Genomic DNA, 16,749 nt, shown 5'->3' on the forward strand with positions numbered 1-16,749 from the left:
GTGTGACAGCAGCAACGCACTCCACCCTCTTCCCGCAGGTTCCGGACACGGCCGACGCGGTGCTCGACGGGCTCGACCCCGAGCAGCGCGCGGTCGCGACCGCCCTGCACGGTCCGGTGTGCGTGCTGGCGGGAGCCGGCACGGGCAAGACGCGGGCGATCACCCACCGCATCGCCTACGGGGTGCGCGCGGGGATCCTCCAGCCCTCCAGCGTGCTCGCGGTCACCTTCACCAACCGGGCCGCGGGAGAGATGCGCGGCCGGCTGCGCCAGCTCGGCGCCGGAGGAGTCCAGGCCCGCACCTTCCACTCGGCCGCGCTGCGCCAGCTCCAGTACTTCTGGCCGAAAGCCGTCGGTGGCGGACTGCCCCGGCTGGTGGACCGCAAGATCCAGCTCGTCGCGGACGCGGCGGCCGCCTGCCGCATCCGCCTCGACCGGGGAGAGCTGCGGGACGTCACGGGCGAGATCGAGTGGTGCAAGGTCACCCAGACCATCCCCGCCGACTACGCCGCGGCCGCCGCCCGCGCCGGACGCGAAGCCCCCCGGGACCCGGCCGAGACCGCCAAGATCTACTCGGCGTACGAGGACCTCAAGCGTGACCGCGCGGTCATCGACTTCGAGGACGTCCTGCTGCTCACGGTCGCCATCCTCCAGGACCGGCACGACATCGCCGAGCAGGTCCGCTCCCAGTACCAGCACTTCGTGGTCGACGAGTACCAGGACGTCAGCCCGCTCCAACAGCGCCTCCTGGAGCTGTGGCTCGGCGAGCGGGACAGTCTCTGCGTGGTGGGCGACGCCAGCCAGACGATCTACTCGTTCACCGGTGCGACCCCCGACCACCTTCTCGACTTCCGCACCCGCCACCCCGGAGCCACCGTCGTCAAGCTCGTCCGCGACTACCGCTCCTCGCCCCAGGTCGTCCACCTGGCCAACGGACTGCTCTCCCAGGCCCGCGGCCGGGCCGCCGAGCACCGTCTCGAACTGATCTCCCAGCGGCCCCCGGGCGCCGAGCCCGTCTACGCCGAGTACACGGACGAGCCCACCGAGGCCGAGGGCGCCGCCCGCCGCATCCGCGACCTCATCGCCTCGGGCGTCCCCGCCGGCGAGATCGCGATCCTGTTCCGCACGAACTCCCAGTCCGAGACCTACGAACAGGCGCTCGCCGACGCGGGTGTGCCCTACCAGCTGCGTGGCGCCGAGCGGTTCTTCGACCGCCCCGAGGTGCGCAAGGCGGGTGCGGCCCTGCGCGCCGCGGCCCGTTTCGGCGGCAACGACTCGCTCCTCGACGACGTCGTCGACCTGCCGTCGCAGGTCCGCGCCGTGCTCTCGGGAGAGGGCTGGACCGGCAAACCCCCGGCGGGCTCCGGCGCGGTCAGAGAGCGCTGGGAGTCGCTGGCCGCCCTGGTGAACCTCGCGCAGGACTTCGCGATCGCCAAGCCCGGCGCGACGCTCGGCGACCTGGTGGCCGAACTCGACGAACGCGCGAGTGCCCAGCACGCCCCGACCGTGCAGGGCGTCACCCTCGCCTCCCTGCATTCCTCCAAGGGGCTGGAGTGGGACGTCGTCTTCCTGGTGGGGGTCGCCGAGGGCATGATGCCGATCACCTACGCAAAGACCGAAGAACAGATCGAGGAGGAGCGCCGCCTGCTCTACGTCGGTGTCACCCGCGCCAGAGAGCACCTCTTCGTCTCCTGGGCGCTCGCCCGCTCGCCCGGAGGCCGCGCGGGCCGGCGCCCCAGCCGGTTCCTCGACGGTCTGCGTCCCGGCTCCGTCGCCACGGCGGGCGGTCGCGCCGGCGCCGCCGGCGGCGGTATCGAGCGCGGCGCCGCGAGAGCGGGCCTCGCCGCCGAACGGCGTACGAGCCGCAGCCCCGCGCGCTGCCGGGTCTGCGGCCGCACGCTCACCGACGCGGGTGAGATGAAGCTGATGCGCTGCGACGGCTGCCCCTCCGACATGGACGAGGGTCTCTACGAGCGGCTGCGCGAGTGGCGCGCGGTGCAGGCGGAGCGCAGCGGACAGCCCGCGTTCTGCGTCTTCACCGACAGAACGCTGATGGCGATCGCGGAGACCGCGCCGGACGACGGGGGCGAGCTCGCTCGCATCCCCGGCGTCGGTGTCCGCAAACTGAACCGTTTTGGAGCCGATGTTCTGGCCATCTGCGCAGGTCGGGAGGTCGCGGAACACGATGAGGGCAACTGATTCAAACTCGTCGGGAAAATAGTTTGCGCATGCCCCGGCAGTCCCCATAGGTTCTTAACCACGGCAGCAGCGGCCTTCTCGAAGGCCCTGGTTCCGTGCTGTACTTAATATCCGTCGGATCGGTTCGCCCCGGTCCCCCAAGACGCCGAGAGGAGGCGATTCCAGTGATCAGCATCGACACCAGCTTCATCAACACCGTGAAAATGACCGATCCCTCGGTCGTCGTCTCCACGTGCCCGCTCGGCGTCTCGAACCTGGGTACCGGTCTGTCCGGCGTTCCTGCCGTCCGGCCGGCGTCCTCCCTGTCTCTCACGGGTCTTCCCGTCCGTGAGCGCAATGAGCGACCGATTCAGGCACTGGAAGCGGCAGTAGTGGCAGAAGCACATGCCTATGCCTTTGCGGCAGCCGGTGCCGGATCCCTGAAGCAGACGCAGCAGCACCACACGATGTGGGCCTTCCGTGGGCCTGAACCCTGGAGTGATCCAGCCTGATCCACCATCAGGCCGGCGCCTTCAGGGCCGCGGAACCCCACCCGGGATCCGCGGCCCTTCTGTTTGTCCCCGACCGGGGACGGCAGAGCGAAGGGGCCTCGGGACAAGAAAAGAACCCGGTACCAGCCGCCAACCGGCCGACCCCGGCCGGCACGACCAGACGAGGAAGACGAACCGTGCAACTCGAAGCGCACGCCCCGTCCGTACCGCCTTCCGAAACGATCCCCCCGCCCGGCCTCACGGAGGACTCCACCTTGATCCCCCTCACCGCGCTCACCGCGCTCGACGACGCCATCGAGAACCTCGGCGTGCCCGTCCCCTGCCGTTCCTACGACCCGGAGGTCTTCTTCGCCGAGTCGCCGGCCGATGTCGAGTACGCCAAGTCCCTCTGCCGCACCTGCCCGCTGATGGAGGCCTGCCTCGCCGGCGCCAAGGAGCGGCGTGAGCCCTGGGGCGTCTGGGGTGGCGAGCTCTTCGTCCAGGGTGTTGTCGTGGCCCGCAAGCGGCCGCGTGGCCGCCCGCGCAAGAACCCGGTCGCCGCATGAACATCCGAGGAACGATCGACCGCCCCCTGACGCACGACCCCAAGAAGCAGGCCCCGATGAAGCCGTCCACGAGCGAGCCCGCAGGCTCCGCGACCCCAGACTTCGCCAGCACCGGCGCGAACGACTCGCGTCAGAACAGGACCCGAGAGATGCAACTCATCCCAGAAGCCTTGGCTCGTGCGCATATGCACGAGCGACTGCACCAGGCCGAGCAGGAACGCCGGGCCATGCGCCTGGTGACCGCTCGCCGCATGCAGCGCAAGGCCGAGCGCGCTTCGATGCGAGCCCGGCGCGCGCTGGCCATGGCGGTCATGCAGTAATCGACGCACGCCGTCGTAGCAGCCGTTGCAGTCGCAGCACTCACACGCAGGAAAGCCCGCGGGGGCCGGTCCGAAGGGGACCGGCCCCCGCGGTGCGTTGCACCGCGCGAACCGCCCGCCGCGGCGATATCGTCGCCTAGGTGACGAGTCTTCCCGAAGACAGTGACAGCACCGGCCCCGCACCGAAGCCCGACGCCGACGAAGCCGAGAAGATCGTGTGCGCCCTCTGCGGCACCACGGCCACCGGCCCCCGGCCGACGTGGACCTGTTCCGTCGAGAACGGCACCCGTCACTACTTCTGCGACGACTGCGCCCGCAGCAACCTCAGAGCGATCGAGGGCCGTCTCGACTCGGCCTGGTGGTAGCCGGACCCGACGACCGCCCCGCCCCGCCGCCCCGCCGCCCCGCTGTCCGGACCCGACGGCCGCTCCTTCCGCCCCCGGCCGGGCCGCGACGGGACGCGGACTCACGCCTCGGCCGCCGCCACTTCCTCGCCCAGTTCCCCGACTTCCAGTTCCCCGATTTCCAGGTCCTCGGCTTCCAGGCCCTCCTTCGGCACGAACCCCGGCAGCCACTCCTCCAGTTCGTCGCGCAGCCTGACCGTCGCGCCGAGCTGGCACAGGACACCTATGGTGCTGAGGGTCACCCGGTGTATGAGGAGATACGCGGGCGGCAGGTTCAACTGCCTGCCCAACTGATGGGCGGGGGAGCGCGGGTCGGCGATGCGGGCGGCCTGGTTGCGCATCCAGCCTCGGGTGAAGGTGAACTCGTCCACCTCGGCCGGCTCGATGATCGGCAGCAGATAGTCCAGGACCGCGTCGGGTGCGAGGTCTATCGACTCCTTGACGAAGCCTTCCTCGCAGAGCAGTTCGTAGACCGACTCGGCGTCGCCGTCCAGGGTCATCCGGAGGGAATCGCCGATCGGCTGGGGCAGACCGCCGGGAAGCCGGTCCACCGTGCCGAAGTCCAGGACACCCAGTCGCCAGCCGCCCTCCCCGTCCGGCAGGAGACGGAAGTTGCCCGGGTGCGGATCGGCGTGCAGCAGGCCGGTGCGGGCCGGGCCCGAGAAGAGGAACCGGGCCAGCAACTGGCCGGCGCGGTCCCGCTGTTCCGGCGTGCCGTCGGTGATCACCTCCGACAGCGGAACACCGTCGATCCACTCCGTCACCAGGACCTGCTCGCACTGGTGGACCACCGCGGGCACCAGCACGTCCGGGTCGTCCGCGAACTCCTCGGCGTGCGCTGCCTGAGCCTGCGCCTCCAGGCAGTAGTCGAGTTCCTCGGAGACCCGGTCGCGCAGCTCCGCGATGAGCGGCTTGATGTCCATTCCGGGGATCAGGGGCCCCAGGAGCCGGGCGAAGCGGCTGAGTTGGGTCAGGTCGGACAGAAGGGCCTCGCCCGCCCCCGGATACTGAACCTTGACGGCGACCTCCCGTCCGTCGTGCCACACCGCCCGGTGCACCTGGCCGATCGAGGCGGCCGCCGACGGCTTGTCCTCGAACTCCACGAACAGCTCGGCCCAGTTCGCGCCGAGCCGCTCCTCCAGAACGGAGTGGACCGTGCGCGTCGGCATGGGAGGCGCCGCGTCCTGGAGTTTCGTCAGCGCCGCACGATAAGGGCCCGCGATCTCCTCCGGCAGCGCCGACTCGAACACGGACATCGCCTGCCCGAACTTCATCGCACCGCCCTTCAGCTCTCCGAGGACCTTGAAGAGCTGTTCGGCCGTGCGCTGCTGGAGTTCGCGGCCCACGATCTCCGCCGACTTCCCGCCGATCCGCTTCCCGAGTCCCCAGGTCGCCCGCCCGGCGAAGCCGAGTGGCAGCGCGGCCAGTTTGGCAGTCCGGGTGACTGCCTTCCGGGGAAGATCAGACATGCGCCCTCCAGGTCCCAGCAAGCTGTGCCGCGTGCGGCTGTCGCCCTGACATTGTCGCGTGTGCTTCGCCGTCCTCGGGGGTTCGCCCACCATTTGTTTTCGTAGCGGTGCCGCAGGAGCAGGCGGGGTGCGCCCGGACCGGTGTCGACCGCCACTCGCATCCGGGCAGGGACGCCTCCCAGCGGACCCCCGTGCAGGCGGGCGGATCCCCGTCCAGGAAGGTGAGCGCGTGGCTCGCGGCGAGTCCGGCGACCATCGCGGACAGGGCGAGATCGCACGCGGCCACCCGGCGCTGCCGCCCCGAGCGCCACTGCGCGACCAGCCGCGGCCAGGTCGGATCCATGTCGGCACGTTGCTGGTCCAGGCAGCCCGCGCAGCCGGTGTCGCCCGGCAGGACCAGGGGACCCACGACTCCGGTCGCTTCGGCGACCCCCGCGTAGAGGTGGGGCGTCCCCGAGATGATCAGGCCCTCGGCCGAGACGGGGTCCGGCGCGTGGACGGCGAGGCCGTCCCGGGGAGCGAGGATCACGAGGGACAGTCCGCGCGTCTCCTCCCCCTTCTCGTCCCTGGCGGACGCGCGGGGAGGACGGTCCGGGGCGGCGCGGCGCACCGCCCGCCGGGCGGCGTCCTCCCGGCGCTCACCGATGGACTCGACGGGAAGGCCGCCGGGCGCCACGTCCCACGGTTCGACACGGCCGGGGTCACGCACCTCGACCTCCCCCACACCGGCGCCCGCGAGCAGCGCGGCCAGCAGGACCCCCACCCGGCCGGCGCCCCGCACCCGTACGCGCAGGTGGCGGCGGGCGGCCAGGCGCTCGACGGCCCCGCCCGGCTCGCGGGAGAGAAGGGAGAGGGAGGCGAGGTCAGGCCGCAGCCGTTCCATGACCTCCTTCCTCTCGCGCAGAGCGTCCGCGGCCGGGCCGCCCCCGGTCGTGTCGTCCAGGAGGCCGGACCCGGCCAGCCGGTCCACCAGCCCGTCCACATGGCCGTCGGGCAGCCCCATCTCGCGTCCCTGCTCGCGTAGCAGCGGCATTCCGCGTGTCCCGTCGAGCAGTTCGAGGAAGCTGCCTGTCGCCGTGTCCACCGGGCCCAGCACCATCGCGTGCGCCGGTGTCATCCCGAACTGCACGGTGTTGAGATCCCGCCAGCCGCGCCGCAGAGCGGGCTTCACGATCGGATGCATGACCTACCCCCGTAGACCCGTAGTACGTCCCCGTATGTCCGCGACGCACTCCCGCAGCGCGGACCGAGTGCCAGCATGCCCGTGCCCGCCGGACCCCGCCGAAAGTTGTCCACAGACGGCACCGTTCGTCGTACGAATCAGACGGGCAGAGCGCGGATCGGCATCGAACCGTCCCGGGGGCGGGACTTCAGCCATGTGCAGCAGGTAACGTCGGGGCGTGCCCGCCGACCCACCGCACAGCGCCGCGACATCACAGCGCAGCACGACGAGCCCGCCGCCGAGCGGTTCGGGGGCGAGCGCGATCGAGGTCCGCAGGAGCGCCCGACGGCGCAGAACGGTCTCCGCGTACCGCGAGGGCGACCGCACCGTCGTCCTCATCCCCGCCCGGATGTCCGAGGCGGAGGAGAAGCGCTGGGTGACCGTCATGCTCGACAAACTGGCCGCCCAGGAGAGCCGGCGGGTGCTCGGCGACACCGAGCTGGCCGAACGCGCCGAGCGGCTGTCGGCCCACTACTTCGACGGTCGCGCGCGGCCCAAGTCGGTGCGCTGGGTCACCAACCAGAACACCCGCTGGGGCTCCTGCACCCCCGCCGAGGGCAGCATCCGCCTGTCGCACCGGCTGCAGGGCATGCCCGAGTACGTCGTCGACTACGTCCTCCTCCACGAGCTCGCCCATCTGCTCGTACCCGGTCACGGGCCCCGATTCTGGCGGCTCCTGGAGGCCTATCCGCGCACCGAGCGCGCCCGCGGCTATCTCGAGGGCGTCGTCGCCGCGGAGCGGCTGCCCCACCTCCCGGCGGCACGCGACGAGTAGGGGCGCGCGGACCGTCCCGTCCGGAGTGCGATTGTGTACCGGGTCTGTACCGGCTTCTTCCACTTCCGGACTTTGCCGTTAGCCTGGCGCGACGCACTCGCATTCGGGATGGGGGACGGTCGTTACGCATGGCCAGGGAATTCCAACGCGGCCACAAGGCCAAGATCAGTGACCTCACCGCGGGCACGGACCTGTACGTAGGCGTGCAGATCACCGGCCCCGGGCTCACCTTCGACATCAGCTGCTTCGGTCTGGACGCCGACGAACGGCTGTCGGACGACCGGTACTTCGTCTTCTTCAACCAGCCGAAGTCCCCCGAGGAGTCCATCCAGCTCCTCGGCGCGCAGTCGGGCGACACGGAGTCCTTCCGGGTCACTCTCGACCGGATTCCGGCGCAGATCCAGAAGCTGTCGTTCACGGCGACGATCGACGGCGCCGGACAGATGTCGCAGATCGCTCCCGGATACCTCCGCGTCGTCGCGGGCGGCGAGGAGGTGGCCCGGTACGCGTTCAGCGGTACCGAGTTCTCCACCGAGCGCGCCGTGATGCTGGGCGACTTCTACCTCAAGGACGTCTGGCGCTTCGCCGCGGTGGGACAGGGCTTCGACGGCGGTCTCGACGCGCTGCTGAAGAACTTCGGCGGCGAGGTCGCCGAGGAGGAGCCCGCCGCCGCCCCGCAGCCGCAGTCCGGCGCGGCTCCGTCCTTCGCCCCGCCCGCGTTCGGCGCGCCGCCGGCGCCCGCTCCCGCGCCTCCCGCTCCGGCGCCCGCGCAGGGCTTCGCGCCGCCCCCCGGGGTCGCGCCGCCCGCCCCCGCGCCATCGATGCACGGCGCGCCGACGATCGTGGCGCCGCTGCACACCCCGCCGGGCGGCACCGTCCCGCCGCCGGGCCCCGCGCCCTACGGGCAGCCGCCCGGCCCCCCGCCCGGCTACGGCCAGCAGCCGCCCGGCCAGACGGCTCACATGCCGCCCGGCTACGGCCAGCAGGCACCGACCGCTCCTCCCGGATACGGCCAGCAGCCCCCGACGGCGCCCCCCGGCTACGGCCAGCAGCCGCCGTACGGCCAGATCCCCGGCCAGGCACCCGGGCAGTACCCGGGCCAGCCCGGCGCCCCGTCCCCCTACGGCGCACCCCAGGGCGCTCCGCAGGGCGGGGCCGGTGTGGCCGCGGCGCTGGGAGCCTTCAAGGAGACGCCCACCGGCCAGCGGTGGACTCCGCAGAACAAGAAGCTCATCCGTGTCGACCTCGGCGTCGGAGGCCAGCCCGTACTCGCCCGCCAAGGCAGCATGGTGCTGTACCAGGGCAAGGTCGACTTCAGCTACAAGGGCGCCGGATTCGCCGGCCGCATCGTGGGCAACGCCACCGGCCAGGAGATGCAGCTGATGCGCTGCACCGGCCAGGGCCAGGTGTTCTTCGCCGAGAACGCCACCCATGTGCACCCCATCGAGCTCCAGGGGGACGCGATCTGTGTCTCCGCGGAGAACGTCCTCGCCTTCGACGAGTCCCTCCAGTACGAGGTCCGTCGCATCGAGGGCCACGGCATCCCCGGGGGCGCCCTGTTCACGATGCAGTTCCAGGGGACGGGCACCATCGTCGTCAAGACGCACGGCGCGCCCGTCGTCCTGCCGGTGACGCCCACGACGTTCGCCGACTGCAACGCCGTCGTCGCCTGGTCCGCCGCGGCGCAGGTGATCGTCTCCAGCCAGGTGAGGATGCGCCGGAACGCCTACGCCGGTGACACCGGGGAGAGCGTGAACCTCCAGTTCCGTGCCGCGCCCGGCAATTTCGTCGTCGTCCAGCCGTACGAGGTCTGAGGGAGCCCGTCATGAACCAGCCACTCGCGGGCTTCGCCCCTGCGCCCGTCACCGCGCGCATGGAGAACCACGGCAATCACATGCTGAAGGTCGCCATGCAGACCGGAAACGACCTCCTCGCGCGCGTGGGGTCGATGGTCGCCTACGAAGGGTTCGTCCAGTACGAGCCCAACCCGCCCGCCGTACGCCAGATCGCCCGCGACTGGATGACCGGCGAGGGCGCGCCCCTCATGAAGTGCTCCGGCGACGGCCTGCTCTACCTCGCCGACTACGGGGCGAACGTCGTCGTGATCAACCTCAACGGGGACGCGATCTCCGTCAACGCGACGAATCTGCTCGCCTTCGACGCCCACCTCACGTGGGGCGTCGAGCGCGTGAAGGGGCTCGCCAAGTTCGCCGGACAGGGTCTGTGGAACACCAAGATCTCCGGTCAGGGCTGGGTGGCGCTGACCTCCCGCGGCAAGCCGATCGTCGTCGACTGCGGCGGCGGTGAGGACGAGACGTACGTCGACCCGGACGCGCTCGTCGCCTGGTCCCCGAACCTCAAGGTGAAGGGCAAGCGCAGCTTCAAGGCGCAGTCGCTGATCGGACGCGGCAGCGGCGAGGCGTACCAGATGGCGTTCTCCGGGCAGGGCATCGTCGTCGTCCAGCCCAGCGAGGACAGCACCGACCGCCTCCGAGTCCGGGGCTGAGGGGGAGCAGGACATCATGCAGAGCCCGCTTTTCGGCTACAACGAGCAGCAGACCCAGGACCGCTACAGCCTGCAGAACTCGCAGATGCTGCGCGTCGTCCTGGGGGGTCACGACGACATCCTCGCCCGCAAGGGCACCATGGTCGCGTACCAGGGTCTCGTCGAGTTCGACGCCGAGTACCAGAACAACGGCCAGCGCCGCTCGCGTGCGCACACCGGCGAGGGCCTCGACCTGATGCGCTGCCACGGGCAGGGCACGGTCTACCTCGCCAACCTCGGCCAGCACGTGCACGTGGTCGACATCGAGCAGGAAGGCCTCACCGTCGACAGCAGTTATGTGCTGGCGATGGACTCCGGTCTGCACCACGAGGTCATCGCCGTGGACAGCCAGTACGGCATCTCCGGCTCCGGCAAGTACCAGCTCAACATCACGGGACGCGGCAAGGTCGCGCTGATGACCTCCGGGATGCCGCTGATGATGCAGGTCACCCCGGACAAGTACGTCAACTGCGACGCCGACGCGATCGTCGCGTGGTCCACCGGTCTGCGCGTGCAGATGCAGGCCCAGACCCACTCCTCGGGAGTGTGGCGGCGCCGGGGCAACACCGGTGAGGGCTGGGAGCTCAGCTTCATGGGCAGCGGTTACGCGCTCATTCAGCCCAGTGAACTGCTGCCGCCGCAGAACGCGGTGATCGGCCAGGGGCTGCGTGCCCAGTACGGCATGGGGCAGCAGGGCGTGCAAGCGCAGAACCAGGGCAACGCCTGGAGCTGACGTCCGCCCGTCCCGGAAGGCGACGGGCCGGGCGAACGGAGGTCGGACAGGTGAGGGGCGACCGCAAGGGCGGTCGCCCCTCACCCCTGCCCGGCCGCGCGCCGGTCACAGCCGGGCGCGGGCCGCCTCCAGGAGCCGTACGACAGAATCGTCGGCCGCCTCGGCGACCTCGTCGTAGGCGAACCAGCGCAGGTCGAGGGACTCGTCGCTGATGGCCTCGACGGCGTCGGCGGGGGCGAGGACGGCGTACTGGACGTCCAGGTGCCAGTGGCACGGCGCCGGGATGGCGTGCCGGTCCAGCGTCACGGGGCCGCCCGGCAGCAGGGTCAGACCCTCGATGCCCGACTCCTCCGCCGCCTCGCGCAGGGCGGCCTCGGCCAGGGTCGAGTCGCCCGGCTCGCAGTGTCCGCCCGTCTGGAGCCACATCTGGAGCTTGCGGTGCAGCGTCAGCAGGACGCGGCCGCGTGACGGGTCCATCACCAGGGCGCTCGCCGTGAGATGCCCGGTCCGGCAGGACTTCCACATCCCGTCCGGATGCGCGGACAGGTGGTCCAGATAGACCTGGCGCAGCTCTTCCTGGCCCTCGTGGTTCTTCAGCACGAGGGCCGCGTCGTCGTGCAGGCTCACTCGGCGCCGTCGCCCTTGCCGGAGTCCTCCGTGTCGTCGTGCTTCTTCAGGTCCGGCTTCTCGGCGGTGCCGCTCGCGGCCTCGCCGAGCATCTTGTCGATCTCCGAGAAGTCCATGTGCTCGCGGTGCACGAAGCCGTCCGGGTCGTCCAGGTCGGACGCCGTCGGCAGCATGTCCGGGTGGGCCCACAGGCCGTCCCGGCCGTCGACACCGCGCGCGTCCGTGAGCGAGGCCCACAGGCGCGAGGCGTCGCGGAGCCGGCGCGGGCGCAGCTCCAGACCGATCAGGGTGGCGAACGTCTGCTCGGCGGGACCGCCCGTGGCGCGACGGCGGCGCAGCGTCTCGCGCAGCGCGTCGGCCGACGAGAGCCGGGGCTTGGCCGCCGAGTGGACGACCGCGTCGACCCAGCCCTCGACCAGTGCGAGCGCCGTCTCCAGGCGGGCCAGCGCCGCCTTCTGCTCCGGCGTGTCCTCGGGCTGGAACATGCCCTGCTGGAGTGCCTGCTGGAGCTCCTCGGGGTTCTGCGGGTCGAACTGGCCGACCACGTCCTCCAGCTTCGCGGTGTCGACCTTGATCCCGCGCGCGTATCCCTCGACAGCGCCGAACAGGTGCGAGCGCAGCCACGGCACGTGGGCGAAGAGGCGCTGGTGGGCGGCCTCGCGCAGGGCGAGGTAGAGCCGTACCTCTTCCTGGGGGACGCTCAGGTCCTTGCCGAACGACTCGATGTTCAGCGGCAGGAGCGCGGCCTTGCCGACCGGGCCGAGCGGCAGACCGATGTCGGTCGAGCCGACGACCTCTCCGGCGAGCACGCCCACGGCCTGGCCGATCTGCGTACCGAACATGGCGCCGCCCATGGATCGCATCATGCCGATCAGCGGGCCCGCCATGGCCTGCATCTCCTCGGGCAGCACATCGCCCATGGCCGCGCCGACCCGCTCGGCGACCGGGTCGACGAGCTCCTTCCACACCGGCAGGGTCGCCTCGACCCACTCCGCCCGGCTCCAGGCCAGCGCGGAGGCCGCGCCGGACGGCAGGGACGTCGCGTCGTCCAGCCACAGATCGGCCAGACGGACGGCCTCCTCGACCGCGAGCCGCTCGGCTTGTCCGACGCTCGCGTCCTTGGTGCCGTCGGAGGTGCCCTGGGCGACCGTCTGCCGGGCGATCTGCTTGGCCATGTCCCAGTTCACCGGGCCGCCCTCGTACGAGAGCATCTGTCCCAGTTGCTGGAACGCGGCGCCCAGGTCGTTCGGGTTCATCGAACCGAACATGGCTGCGAGCGGATTGTCGGCTCCTGGGCCTCCGGCTCCGGGCAGCCCGAAACCGAACGGTCCCTGACCACCACCGCTCTGCTGGTCCTTCTTCTTGCCCTCGTCGCCGTTGTCCGGCTCCTCCGGCGGAAGGCCGAATCCGAATGGGGTGTCACTCACGGGATTCCTCGGCTGGTAAGGCCGCCGGTTCGTTCCGACGGCGACTGCCCACAACACCACCCAGCGTAGACACCTGAACCCGATCGGGCCTCGGTGCTTCGCCGACTCGTCGCCTGCGGCAGGATGGATGCCAACTGGTAGGGACGCGTCAGACGCGTCCATTACTGAAGACAACCGCTGGAGACGCCCGGTGAGTTCCCCAGATCCGCAGGTTCGCGCAGCGCGAAACCACTCAACCAGCCCAGCCTCGCGCGGCCCCGTCGTCGCGGTCACCGGCGCGGCGGCCGGTGTGGGCGCGCTGCTCACCGAGCGGCTGGCCGCCAGCGAGGAGATCAAGCGGGTCGTCGCCATCGACGAGCGGCGTGGCGAGTGCGCCGACGCCGAGTGGCACATCCTGGACGTCCGGGACCCGGCGATCGCCGAGAAACTGCGCGGGGCGGACGTCGTGGTCCATCTGGCGCTCGACCTCGATCTGGAGACGGACGCGGCGGCCCGGACCGCCTACAACGTCCGGGGGACGCAGACCGTGCTCACCGCCGCCGCGGCGGCCGGGGTCCACCGGGTCGTGCTGTGCACGTCGGCGATGGTCTACGGAGCGCTGCCCGACAATGAACTGCCCCTGTCCGAGGACGCCGAACTGCGGGCGACGGCGGAGGCGACGGGTGTCGGCGACCTGCTGGAGATCGAGCGGCTCGCGCGCCGCGCGCCGCGGGCGCACCCCGGGCTGAACGTGACCGTCGTACGGCCCGCGGTACTCGTCGGCGGCGGTACGGACACCGCGCTGACCAGGTATTTCGAGTCCCCTCGGCTGCTCGTCGTGGCGGGGTCGAGGCCCGTGTGGCAGTTCTGTCACGTCGAGGACCTGTGCGCCGCGCTGGAGTACGCGGTCGTCGAGAAGGTCGAGGGCGAGCTGGCCGTCGGGTGCGACGGCTGGCTGGAGCAGGAGGAGGTGGAGGAGCTGAGCGGGATCCGGCGGATGGAGCTTCCCTCCGCGGTCGCGCTGGGCGCCGCCGCCCGGCTTCACCGGATCGGGCTCACTCCCTCGCCCGCCGGGGACCTCGCCTACACGATGTACCCCTGGGTGGTGAGCGGGAGCCGCCTGCACGATGCCGGGTGGCGGCCGCGCTGGACCAACGAGGAGGTCCTGGCGGAACTGCTGGAGGAGGTCGCGGGGCGCCACACGGTGGCCGGCCGGAGGCTGGGCCGCAAGGACGCGACCGCGGCGGGCGCCGCGGGCGCGACGGTGGCCCTGCTGGGCGCGGCGGCGGTGGTCCGCCGGGCCCGGAAGGCCCGGCGCAGGTTCTGACAACGGATCCGCGCCGCTACGCCACCGGGGTGACCGCCGACGAGCCACGCCGGTTCTCGCGGGGCGGCGCTGGTCCCCGACGGTTCTCGACAGGCGGCGCTGGTCCTCGACAATCCCCGACGGGCCCGCCGGTCCCAGACGGGCCGCGTCGCGCTGGGCCGCGGGCCACGCCGGGCTGAGCCGGTCCGGGCTGAGCCGGGCAGTGCAGGGCTGAGCCCGTGCCGTGCCGGGCTGCACCTTTGCGTGCCGTGCCGTGCCGTGCCGTGCCGGGCTGAGGCGCGCTGCCCTCGATCGGCCCCGCCGTGCCGCGCCGTGTCGGGCTGAGCCCCAGACCGACCCCGCCGTGCCGCGCCGTGCCGGGCCGTCTGGAGGAGGCTCCAAGCGGTACGCGTGCGTGCCGGGTGAAAGCCGTATTCCACCGGGTCGGCGGGGTGCGGCACGATGGGGGGCATGGCATCTACCTACGACCACCCCGGTGAGCGGGCCGCGCAGGACCCGATCAGGCTGCTCGCGATCCGCGACGAACCGCTCTCCCTGGACGAGGTCTTCAAGGCGGTGGGGGACGACGCCGCCGGGGGGACCGCGTTGTTCGTGGGGACCGTGCGGAACCACGACGGCGGCGCCGACGTCGACGAGCTCGGGTACTCGTCCCACCCCACCGCCGAGGCGGAGATGCGTCGCGTCGCGGAGAAGGTGGCGGCCGCCTATCCGGTACGGGCGCTGGCGGCCGTTCACCGGGTGGGCGACCTGCGGGTCGGGGACCTGGCCGTGATCGTCGCCGTGTCGTGCCCGCACCGTGGCGAGGCCTTCGAGGCCTGCCGCAAGCTCATCGACGACCTCAAGCACGAGGTGCCGATCTGGAAGCACCAGAGGTTCTCCGACGGCTCGCAGGAATGGGTCGGCGCCTGCTGAGAGCGGCCGGATCCTCCGGCGACCGGCACCCATCCGGGTCCGATCGACCGATAACCGCCGTCCGGTTGCGTAACCGGGGCCCTGCCGCGAGCGTTGGCACTGCGGATGGTTAATCTGCTGATCAGTCAGTAGCGGTCGCTCTTGGGGTTGGGAGGTCGACATGGCGGCGCTTGCCTGGTTGCTGATTCCGCTGATGGCCGCGATCGGTGCCAGTCTGTGGGGCAGTTGGGCCGGCCGGAATCGCAAGGCCGCGGGAGACGGTGTCGAGCTCGCCGGATACACGCGCTTCCGTGAGGCCATGGAGCGGACCGGGGCCCGGGAGAAGTCACACTCCGACGCGCTCTGAGGTCCACCGGTCGGTCCCTCCGGGCTCGCGCGACGCGTCCGTGTGTTCGAGGGGCCGTGTCCGCTGTCCCGGGCTGGCTCCGAACCATCCCGGGTCGGCTCCGAACCGTCCCGGGCCCGCTCGGAAAGGTCTCGGGCCGGGATCGAAGGGTCCCGTGCGGAGTGCCTCGGGGTGCCCGTCCGGAACACGCTTTTTCGTGCCTTTCGGGCGTGTTCCGGGCCCACCACGTACGGACGGCCCCGACGGTGCGCCTACACCACCGTCCCGTACTGTCGTTCCATGCCACGCCGCACCGCGACGATGCTCGCCTCCACTCTGATCCTGATCGCGCTCCTGTGCGCGGGAGTGTTCATCAAAGTGCCGTACTCGGAGATGTCACCGGGTCCCACGGTGAACACGCTGGGTGACCACGACGGTGAGCCGGTGCTGCAGATCTCGGGGCGCAAGACGTATCCGACGACCGGACACCTGAACATGACCACGGTCCGGGTCACGAGCGCCGACTACAACATGAACCTCGTCGAGGCCGTGTACGGCTGGCTGGCGCACGACAGCAAGATCGTGCCGCACGACACGCTCTACCCGAACGGCAAGACCGAGCAGGAGTCGACGCAGGAGAACGCCGAGGAGTTCAGCCAGTCGCAGGAGAGCGCCAAGGTGTCCGCCCTGAAGGAACTGGGCATCCCCGTGAAGTCCTGGGTGATCGTCTCCACCGTCGTCAAGGACTCTCCGTCCGAGGGACGGCTGCACGCGGGTGACGTGATCAAGGCCGTCGACGGTACGGCCGTGAAGGAGCCCGAGGACGTCGGGAAGCTCGTCACCAAGCACAAGCCCGGTGACAAGGTCGTGTTCAGGATCGTGCCCGCCAAGGAGCAGGCCGCCGCCACGAAGGAACACACGACGGCGACCGCGACCAAGGATGTGACGATCACCACGGTCAAGTCCGACGACGACAGCGCCGACCGCGCGGTCGTCGGGATCTCGGCCGGGATCGACCACACGTTCCCGTTCACCATCGACATCAAGCTCGCCGACGTCGGCGGCCCGAGCGCGGGTCTGATGTTCTCGCTCGGCATCGTGGACAAGCTCACTCCGGGGAACCTCACCGGAGGCAAGTTCGTGGCCGGCACCGGCACCATCGACGACGACGGCAAGGTCGGCCCGATCGGCGGCATCGACATGAAGACGGTCGGCGCGCGCAACAAGGGCGCCCAGTACTTCCTGACGCCCAAGGACAACTGCGCCGAGGCCGCCGAGGACACCCCCGACGGACTCAGGCTCGTCAAGGTCGACACCCTCGACGACGCGATGAAGGCCCTCAAGGACATCAACGCGGGCCGGACGTCCGACCTGCCCAAGTGCGGCACCAAGGGCTGACGGACACCGCCCGCCCACGGCAGGGGGCGCCTCGCGAGTCGCGGGGCGCCCC

The 16,749-nt window shown here is 71.2% G+C and carries 17 protein-coding genes; 13 read left to right on the top strand and 4 right to left on the bottom strand.

The window, feature by feature from the left end:
• Positions 1–2: 2 nt before the first annotated feature.
• The 5 genes from ACFYW9_RS01095 to ACFYW9_RS01115 all read left to right on the top strand — a co-directional run bounded on the left by ACFYW9_RS01095 (position 3) and on the right by ACFYW9_RS01115 (position 3,919).
• On the top strand, positions 3–2,198 hold the full coding sequence (locus ACFYW9_RS01095; RefSeq protein ID WP_351859157.1) for an ATP-dependent DNA helicase UvrD2: 2,196 nt from the start codon (positions 3–5) through the stop codon (positions 2,196–2,198).
• Positions 2,199–2,362: 164 nt separating this feature from the next.
• Positions 2,363–2,689 (top strand): hypothetical protein, encoded by a 327-nt coding sequence (locus tag ACFYW9_RS01100; protein WP_389143018.1) that lies wholly within the window; start codon positions 2,363–2,365, stop codon positions 2,687–2,689.
• Positions 2,690–2,865: 176 nt separating this feature from the next.
• Positions 2,866–3,234: a WhiB family transcriptional regulator gene (locus tag ACFYW9_RS01105; protein WP_028802016.1), complete on the top strand. Its 369-nt coding sequence runs from the start codon at positions 2,866–2,868 to the stop codon at positions 3,232–3,234.
• Positions 3,231–3,554, top strand: a complete 324-nt coding sequence (locus ACFYW9_RS01110) for a hypothetical protein (RefSeq protein ID WP_351859161.1) — start codon at positions 3,231–3,233, stop codon at positions 3,552–3,554. The genes ACFYW9_RS01105 and ACFYW9_RS01110 overlap by 4 nt, the downstream gene beginning before the upstream one ends.
• 140 nt (positions 3,555–3,694) lie before the next feature.
• The gene (locus ACFYW9_RS01115; protein ID WP_351859163.1) at positions 3,695–3,919 is read left to right on the top strand and encodes a hypothetical protein; all 225 of its coding nucleotides are present in this window, start codon (positions 3,695–3,697) and stop codon (positions 3,917–3,919) included.
• Positions 3,920–4,020: 101 nt separating this feature from the next.
• Here the strand turns inward: ACFYW9_RS01115 and ACFYW9_RS01120 are convergent, their stop codons facing one another.
• Positions 4,021–5,427: an ABC1 kinase family protein gene (locus ACFYW9_RS01120; RefSeq protein ID WP_389143022.1), complete on the bottom strand. Its 1,407-nt coding sequence runs from the start codon at positions 5,425–5,427 to the stop codon at positions 4,021–4,023.
• Positions 5,420–6,610, bottom strand: coding sequence for a TOMM precursor leader peptide-binding protein (locus ACFYW9_RS01125; RefSeq protein WP_389143025.1), 1,191 nt, complete (start codon positions 6,608–6,610; stop codon positions 5,420–5,422). The genes ACFYW9_RS01120 and ACFYW9_RS01125 overlap by 8 nt, the downstream gene beginning before the upstream one ends.
• Positions 6,611–6,827: 217 nt before the next feature.
• On the opposite strand from ACFYW9_RS01125, the gene ACFYW9_RS01130 reads away from it, so the two are divergent.
• The 4 genes from ACFYW9_RS01130 (at position 6,828) to ACFYW9_RS01145 (ending at position 10,702) form a co-directional block, all read left to right on the top strand.
• Positions 6,828–7,424: a M48 family metallopeptidase gene (locus ACFYW9_RS01130; RefSeq protein WP_351859169.1), complete on the top strand. Its 597-nt coding sequence runs from the start codon at positions 6,828–6,830 to the stop codon at positions 7,422–7,424.
• A 128-nt stretch (positions 7,425–7,552) separates the two neighbouring features.
• On the top strand, positions 7,553–9,238 hold the full coding sequence (locus ACFYW9_RS01135; protein WP_389143029.1) for a TerD family protein: 1,686 nt from the start codon (positions 7,553–7,555) through the stop codon (positions 9,236–9,238).
• Positions 9,239–9,249: 11 nt separating this feature from the next.
• Complete coding sequence (locus ACFYW9_RS01140; protein WP_326785629.1) at positions 9,250–9,930, top strand: AIM24 family protein; 681 nt, start codon at positions 9,250–9,252, stop codon at positions 9,928–9,930.
• A gap of 16 nt (positions 9,931–9,946) precedes the next feature.
• Positions 9,947–10,702: an AIM24 family protein gene (locus ACFYW9_RS01145; RefSeq protein WP_351859173.1), complete on the top strand. Its 756-nt coding sequence runs from the start codon at positions 9,947–9,949 to the stop codon at positions 10,700–10,702.
• A 105-nt stretch (positions 10,703–10,807) separates the two neighbouring features.
• Here the strand turns inward: ACFYW9_RS01145 and ACFYW9_RS01150 are convergent, their stop codons facing one another.
• Positions 10,808–11,329, bottom strand: a complete 522-nt coding sequence (locus tag ACFYW9_RS01150; protein ID WP_351859175.1) for an NUDIX domain-containing protein — start codon at positions 11,327–11,329, stop codon at positions 10,808–10,810.
• Positions 11,326–12,756, bottom strand: a complete 1,431-nt coding sequence (locus ACFYW9_RS01155; protein ID WP_351859177.1) for a zinc-dependent metalloprotease — start codon at positions 12,754–12,756, stop codon at positions 11,326–11,328. Before ACFYW9_RS01155 ends, ACFYW9_RS01150 begins: the two co-directional genes overlap by 4 nt.
• 190 nt (positions 12,757–12,946) lie before the next feature.
• Between ACFYW9_RS01155 and ACFYW9_RS01160 the strand changes: the two genes are divergently transcribed.
• The 4 genes from ACFYW9_RS01160 (at position 12,947) to ACFYW9_RS01175 (ending at position 16,697) form a co-directional block, all read left to right on the top strand.
• Positions 12,947–14,062 carry an SDR family oxidoreductase gene (locus tag ACFYW9_RS01160; RefSeq protein WP_389143036.1) on the top strand — a complete coding sequence of 372 codons (1,116 nt, stop codon included), beginning with the start codon at positions 12,947–12,949 and terminating at the stop codon, positions 14,060–14,062.
• Between the two features lie 450 nt (positions 14,063–14,512).
• Positions 14,513–14,974 carry a molybdenum cofactor biosynthesis protein MoaE gene (locus tag ACFYW9_RS01165; RefSeq protein WP_328671312.1) on the top strand — a complete coding sequence of 154 codons (462 nt, stop codon included), beginning with the start codon at positions 14,513–14,515 and terminating at the stop codon, positions 14,972–14,974.
• A 160-nt stretch (positions 14,975–15,134) separates the two neighbouring features.
• The gene (locus ACFYW9_RS01170; protein WP_351859180.1) at positions 15,135–15,320 is read left to right on the top strand and encodes a hypothetical protein; all 186 of its coding nucleotides are present in this window, start codon (positions 15,135–15,137) and stop codon (positions 15,318–15,320) included.
• 279 nt (positions 15,321–15,599) lie between these two features.
• Positions 15,600–16,697, top strand: a complete 1,098-nt coding sequence (locus tag ACFYW9_RS01175) for a PDZ domain-containing protein (RefSeq protein WP_351859182.1) — start codon at positions 15,600–15,602, stop codon at positions 16,695–16,697.
• Positions 16,698–16,749 lie beyond the last annotated feature (52 nt).

Source organism: Streptomyces sp. NPDC002698 (genome assembly GCF_042888945.1).
Classification (GTDB): domain Bacteria; phylum Actinomycetota; class Actinomycetes; order Streptomycetales; family Streptomycetaceae; genus Streptomyces.